General features: G+C 71.2%; 5 protein-coding genes. 4 read left to right on the plus strand and 1 reads right to left on the minus strand.

From position 1 onward, the window contains the following. Window positions 1-91: 91 nt before the first annotated feature. Complete coding sequence (locus Q7T52_RS00860) at window positions 92-1,546, minus strand: KamA family radical SAM protein (protein WP_304798642.1); 1,455 nt, start codon at window positions 1,544-1,546, stop codon at window positions 92-94. A gap of 132 nt (window positions 1,547-1,678) precedes the next feature. Here Q7T52_RS00860 and Q7T52_RS00865 point away from each other — a divergent pair, with 132 nt between their 5' ends. From Q7T52_RS00865 to Q7T52_RS00880, 4 genes are read left to right on the plus strand one after another with little or no spacing between them, the layout of a single operon-like run. Beyond that, window positions 1,679-2,749: an L-erythro-3,5-diaminohexanoate dehydrogenase gene (locus Q7T52_RS00865; RefSeq protein ID WP_304798645.1), complete on the plus strand. Its 1,071-nt coding sequence runs from the start codon at window positions 1,679-1,681 to the stop codon at window positions 2,747-2,749. Further along, window positions 2,749-4,326 (plus strand): lysine 5,6-aminomutase subunit alpha, encoded by a 1,578-nt coding sequence (locus Q7T52_RS00870; protein ID WP_304798648.1) that lies wholly within the window; start codon window positions 2,749-2,751, stop codon window positions 4,324-4,326. Before Q7T52_RS00865 ends, Q7T52_RS00870 begins: the two co-directional genes overlap by 1 nt. 1 nt (window position 4,327) lies before the next feature. Next, the gene (locus tag Q7T52_RS00875) at window positions 4,328-5,068 is read left to right on the plus strand and encodes an OAM dimerization domain-containing protein (RefSeq protein WP_304798650.1); all 741 of its coding nucleotides are present in this window, start codon (window positions 4,328-4,330) and stop codon (window positions 5,066-5,068) included. Next, window positions 5,065-5,463 carry a hotdog domain-containing protein gene (locus tag Q7T52_RS00880; protein WP_304798653.1) on the plus strand — a complete coding sequence of 133 codons (399 nt, stop codon included), beginning with the start codon at window positions 5,065-5,067 and terminating at the stop codon, window positions 5,461-5,463. The genes Q7T52_RS00875 and Q7T52_RS00880 overlap by 4 nt, the downstream gene beginning before the upstream one ends. Window positions 5,464-6,215: the final 752 nt, after the last annotated feature.

Consider the following 6,215-nt stretch of genomic DNA (forward strand, 5'->3'; position numbering starts at 1 on the left):
CGGCCCTGTCACTGTGTCGCCGCCCGCCCACGAGCGACATGACCCGTTCGTGTCATTCACCCCGGGTCATCCGCGCCCCCGACGTAGGGGTTCAGTAGGCCTGGAGGGCGGCCATTCGTCGCGAGGCCTCGGCGACCTCGGCGGCCTTGAGCGCCGAGGTGTCGAGGTCGGCGTGGGCGGCCCACCAGGCCTGGCCCTCGGCCGGCAGCGTGTGGATCGGGTCGTAGTACTCGTAGGTGCGGTCGAGCGCGTCGGCCGCGGTCGCCTCGATCGAGGTCCGGTAGTTCTTGGTCCAGTGCGAGATGCCGCGGACATGGTCGTAGGACGCGAGCTGGTGCACCCAGCGCTTGCCGACGAACGGCACGTCGCACACGATGCGCGGCGTCGCGAACCCGGGGAGGTAGCCCATGATGTGGTGCTGGAGCCGCTGGGCGTCGCCGACGGAGACCCGCCAGTGCTCCGAGAACGGGATCATGTCGCACATGTAGAAGTAGTAGGGCATGATCTGCGCGCCGTCGAGGAGGCGGAAGCACAGGTCGAGCAGGGCGTGCGGGTCGGCGTTGACGCCGTTGAGGAGCACCCCCTGGTTGCGCACGTCGCGCACGCCGGCGTCGAGCATCGCGCGGGAGGCGTCGGCGACGAGCGGCGTGATCGAGTTGGCGTGGTTGGCGTGGGTGTGGATCGCGATCGAGACGCCGCGCGAGCGGGCGATGCCGGCGACCCGGGTCATGCCCTCGCGGACGTCGTCCTGCAGCCAGTGCTGGGGGAGACCGACGAGCGCCTTGGTGGCGAGCCGGATGTCGCGGATGTTGTCGACCTCGAGCACCCGGGTGAGGAAGTCCTCGAGCCGGGCCCACGGCATGTTGGCGACGTCGCCACCGGAGACCACGACGTCGCGCACGGACGGCGTACGACGCAGGTAGGCGATCATGTCGTCGATGCGGCTGGTCGGCTTGGCGACGAACTTGAGCTTCTCGACGGTCGGGGTGGAGTTGCCGACGAGGTCCATGCGGGTGCAGTGGCCGCAGTACTGCGGGCAGGTCGGGAGCAGCTCGGCGAGGACCTTGGTCGGGTAGCGGTGGGTGAGGCCCTCGGCGACCCACATGTCGTGCTCGTGCAGCGAGTCGCGGGTCGCGTGGGGGTGCGAGGACCAGTCGGTGCGCCGGTCGCTGAACACCGGGATCATGTAGTGCCGCACGGGGTCGGCGTAGAACGCGTCGGTCAGCGAACCGGGACCGCCCACCGCGGCGTGGGGGACCATCGTGTTCATCATCTGCGGCGGCACGAGCATCGACATCGTGGCCCGCTCGGCCTGGTCGCGCTCGAGGTCGGCGTAGAAGCGCTCGTCGACGAGGTCGCCGAGCAGCTCGCGCAGCTGCTTGAGGTTCTTGACGCAGTGGGCGCGCTGCCACTGGACCGACGCCCACTCGTCGGCGGTGACGTCCCTCCAGCCCGGGAAGCGGGTCCAGTCGGGCTCGACGAGCTCGACCCGCTGGTAGGGGTAGGGCTGACCGGTCTCAAGACCGATGCTCGTCTCGATGCTCATCCGACTCTCCCGTGCTTCGCTGATCTGCGCCGCCGGCGCCGTGTGACCTAGAGTACGTGGAGATCGTCCGGCCGACGCAACTCCACGCCGTAAATCCTCCCGTTACAAGATCATCACGAAGGACAACCAACCGTGACTCGACCCGAGAGCGACCCCACCGGACTGCACCGGGTGCTTGACCGCCCGGCCGTGCTGCCGCAGGCCGCCCAGCGCCTCGACGCACGCCGTGAGCTGTGGTCCGACGAGGTGCGGATCCGGGTCGAGCGGCTCAACCTCGACGCGGCGTCCTACCGCCAGCTGGAGCGCACCCACACCACGGGCGGACAGCCGGGCGGGCAGGTCGACGGCGACGCGATCCGGTCCGCCGTCCTCGACATCGTGGCCACCCGCGGCAAGATGCAGAACCCCGAGACCGGCTCCGGCGGCATGCTCGTCGGCACCGTCGAGGAGGTCGGTCCCGACTCGCCCCTCGGGCTCCAGGTCGGCGACCGCGTCACCACGCTGGTCTCGCTGACCCTCACCCCACTCGTCATCGAGGACGGGCTCGCGGCCTGGGACGGCCTCGGCGAGCAGGTGCCGTGCGACGGCTACGCCGTCCTCTTCGGCCGTTCCATCGCCGCAGTGATCCCCGACGACCTGCCCGTGCCGCTGAGCCTCTCGGTGATGGACGTGTGCGGTGCCCCCGCCCTGACCGCCCGGGTCGTCCGTGAGTACGTCGCCGCCGGACGCGTCCCGCGCGTCGCCGTCATCGGGGGCGCGGGCAAGTCCGGCTCGCTCAGCCTCGTCGCCGCCCGCGACGCCGGGGCCGGTCGCACGATCGGCGTGGTGCCCCATCGGGTCGAGGCCGACCTGCTCTCGGGGGCCGGGCTGGCCGACGACGTCACGATCGCCGACGCCCGCGACCCGGTCGCGCTGCGTGACGCGGTGCTCAAGGCCGGTGGTCCGGCCGACGTGACGGTCGTCTGCGTCGACGTACCGGGCTGCGAGGGCGGCGCCGTCCTCGCCACCGCCGAGGGCGGCACGGTCGTGTTCTTCTCGATGGCCACCTCGTTCTCGGCCGCCGCGCTGGGCGCCGAGGGCCTCGCGGCCGACGTACGGATGCTGGTCGGCAACGGCTACGTGCCGGGCCACGCGGCCTACGCCATGGAGCTGCTGCGCGGCCACGACGGCGTACGCCGCCTCTTCGAGAGCCGGCTCGACTGATGGCCCGCGCACCGAAGGGCAAGCTCGACCTCGACCCGGCCACCGTCCGGCACGCCCGCAGCCTGGCCCGCAAGGCCGGCCGCCCGATCGTCACGCTGGCCAAGAAGCACACGACCGTCGCCGTCGAGCGGGCCACGCTCCGCCTCGCCGGGCTGAGCGGCGCCGACGACGAGGGCTCGCCGTGGGTCAACCGGCTGATGGACACCGTCCGTGCCGACGTCGGCCTCGAGCACGGCGTCGCGCTGCCCGTCTGGGACGCGCTGCTGCGCCACGAGGCGGAGGACCTGACGACCCTCGCCCAGAAGGCCGCCGCCGGGTCGGTGACGTTCCGCCTGCCCGAGGGCAAGGACGCCGACCGCGCGCGGGCCGCGAGCCGCCGCCAGGTCGCCCGCGGGCTCAAGACCGTCGACAAGCGGCGCGTCGAGCGCGACCGGCTGATCAGGCGGCACGGCGACGCCCCGCGCCAGCCCTGGATCTACCTCATCGTCGCCACCGGAGACATCTACGAGGACATCCCGCAGGCCCAGCAGGCCGCCCGCGAGGGCGCCGACGTCATCGCCGTCATCCGCTCGACCGGCCAGAGCCTGCTCGACTTCGTGCCCGAGGGCGCGACCCGCGAGGGCTACGCCGGCACCTACGCCACCCAGGAGAACTTCCGCCTGATGCGCGCCGCCCTCGACCAGTCGTCGAAGGAGCTCGGCCGCTACGTGCGGCTCACCAACTACGCCAGCGGCCTGTGCATGCCCGAGATCGCCGCACTCGCGGGGCTCGAGCGGCTCGACATGATGCTCAACGACTCGATGTACGGGATCCTCTTCCGCGACATCAACCCGATCCGCACCTTCGTCGACCAGCGCTTCAGCCGTCAGGTCCACGCCCGCGCCGGCATCATCATCAACACCGGTGAGGACAACTACCTCACGACCGCCGACGCGATCGAGGCCGCGCACACGGTGACGACCAGCCAGCTCCTCAACGAGTACTTCGCCAAGGAGGCCGGCCTCGAGGACTGGCAGCTCGGCCTGGGCCACGCGTTCGAGATCGACCCGGCGGTGCCCGACTCGTTCCGCCTCGAGCTGGCCCACGCGCTGCTGGCGCGCGAGGTGTTCCCGCACGCGCCGCTCAAGTGGATGCCGCCGACGCGCCACATGACCGGCGACGTGTTCAAGGGCAACCTGCTCGACGGCTTCTTCAACCTGGCCGGAGCGCTCACCGGGCAGGGCATCCTGCTCGTCGGGATGATGACCGAGGCCGTCGTGACGCCGTGGATCTCCGACCGCGACATCGCCCTGCAGAACGTCCGCTACGTGATGGAGGCCGCCGGCCGCCTCCACGAGGACTTCCACCCCGCGCCCGACGGCGTCATCAACCGGCGCGCTCGCCAGGTGCTGGGGGAGTCGATCGAGCTCCTCGACACGATCGTCGACGACGGTCTGCTCGACGCGATCGCCTCCGGCACCTTCGGGCTGATGAAGCGCCCGGCCGACGCCGGTCGGGGGCTCGAGGGCGTGGCCGCCAAGTCGAGCGCCTACTACAACCCCGCCACCGAGATCCTCGACGCCCAGGAGGTGCTCTGAGATGAGCGTCGTGATGCCCTACGGCGACACCACCGGCGACGGGATGGTGCAGCTCAGCTTCACCCTGCCGATGCCGCACTCCAAGGTCGCGGAGGGCTCGGCCCTCCAGCTGGCCCACAAGATGGGCATGGACCCCGCGCTCGTCGTGCACGCCAAGCCGATGGGTCCCGATTTCACGTTCTTCGTCGTCTACGGCCGGGTCAACCACGTCGTCGACCCGAGCACCGTCGTCGTCGTCGAGCGCGACTACCCGCTGCTGACGCCCAAGGAGGTCAACGCGGCCGTCAAGCGCTCCCTGCGGCGCCGGCTGACGGTCGTGGGGGCCTGCATCGGCACCGACGCCCACACGGTCGGCATCGACGCCATCCTCAACATCAAGGGCTTCGCCGGAGAGAAGGGGCTCGAGTACTACCGCGAGCTCAAGGTGGTCAACCTCGGCGCCCAGGTCTCCGTGCCCCAGCTCGTCGACCGCGCCCGGGCCGAGAAGGCCGACGCGGTCCTCGTCTCCCAGGTCGTCACCCAGCGCGACGCCCACCTGCTCAACACCCGCGAGATGTCGGCCGCGTTCCGCGAGTCCTACCCCTCCGACCGGCGCCCGCTGCTCATCGTCGGCGGCCCGCGCTTCGACGAGAACATGGCCGTCGAGCTCGGCGTCGACCGGGTCTTCGGCCGCGGTACGACGCCCGGTGAGGTCGCGTCGTTCATCGCCCACCGCCTGGCCGGTGCCAAGGTGGCGTCATGAGCAGCCCCACCGTGGGGACCCGCGTGGTCCACCGCCGCTACGTGCCCTACGCCCACGCCCACTATGCGGGCAACCTCGTCGACGGCGCCTACAGCCTGGGCCTCTTCGGCGACGTCGCCACCGAGCTGTGCATCGTCACCGACGGCGACGAGGGCCTCTTCGCGTCCTACTCCGACGTGCAGTTCAAGGCCCCCGTGCGGGCCGGCGACGTCCTCGAGATCACCGCCGAGCTGACCCGCGCCGGCACCCGCTCGCGGGCCATGGAGTTCGCCGTCCACGTCGTCGCCCGCGGCGCCGCGACCGACGCGCAGCCCGGCCGGGCCGAGGTCCTGGACCCCCCGCTGCTGGCGACGACCGCGACGGGCACGGTCGTCGTACCGCCCACTAGCGGCTGACCGTCGGCGCGTCGTCTGCGACACGCCGTTCGGGATGACTATTTCGTGGGCTATTTCTGCGTCAGGGCGTCGCCCCTGACCTGCGGTTTTGACCGTCGCCGCAGGTCAGGGGCTGGTTGACACCGCCGGGGTCCAGGAGCGAACGTTGCCGCCGTTCGCTCGTGCAGGTCGTGGCCGGCGGACCGACGTCCGAGTGGCCGGGGATTCGCCAGATGTAGCGCCAACATCGTGGTGACCGTGGTTCGCGGAGGTCGGTCCGCACCACGAGAGCGACACGGGAGGGCCCACCCGGGCCGAGACAACGATCCCGTCACGGCATCCAGTCGTGGCCGGGGACGGCCGGAGCTCGGGTGAGCCCTCCCGTACGCCTCTTCGAGCAGTCGACACGTGTTGGGGTCGACTATGGTCGACCTTGGGTCATTCGGGGTCGGGCTGTCCGCGCGCCTAGCATCCCGGGCCTCCCTGTTAAGGATCGCCTGCGGCGCCCGCTTCGCGGCGCCTTCGGCGTCCCTGACAGCGAGCCTCTCCCGGGATGCTTGATGGCGCAGACAAGGGCGGGCTCCGCCGCGCCCTCGTCCAGCGCGGGCAGCCCTCACGTGTCCCAGCCGTCACGCTTGTCCGACGTCTCTCCCGGTTCTCCTACGAAGCTTCGGTGCAGAAGCGGGAGTTTTGTCCAAGAACCTCACCTCGCGGGCTCCCCGACCCAGGCCGGCGGTGCGTCAGCCACCGAACCGGCACCTCGTATCGCCCGG

This window comes from Nocardioides sp. (assembly GCF_030655615.1).
In the GTDB taxonomy this organism is placed as follows: Bacteria; Actinomycetota; Actinomycetes; order Propionibacteriales; family Nocardioidaceae; genus Nocardioides.

What these genes read in the sequence shown, in the direction of transcription:
- Q7T52_RS00875 (WP_304798650.1), top strand. Translation starts at nt 4,328, where the DNA reads ATGAGCGTCGTGATGCCCTACGGCGACACCACCGGCGACGGGATGGTG.
- Q7T52_RS00880 (WP_304798653.1), top strand. Translation starts at nt 5,065, where the DNA reads ATGAGCAGCCCCACCGTGGGGACCCGCGTGGTCCACCGCCGCTACGTG.
- Q7T52_RS00870 (WP_304798648.1), top strand. Translation starts at nt 2,749, where the DNA reads ATGGCCCGCGCACCGAAGGGCAAGCTCGACCTCGACCCGGCCACCGTC.
- Q7T52_RS00860 (WP_304798642.1), bottom strand. Translation starts at nt 1,546, where the DNA reads ATGAGCATCGAGACGAGCATCGGTCTTGAGACCGGTCAGCCCTACCCC.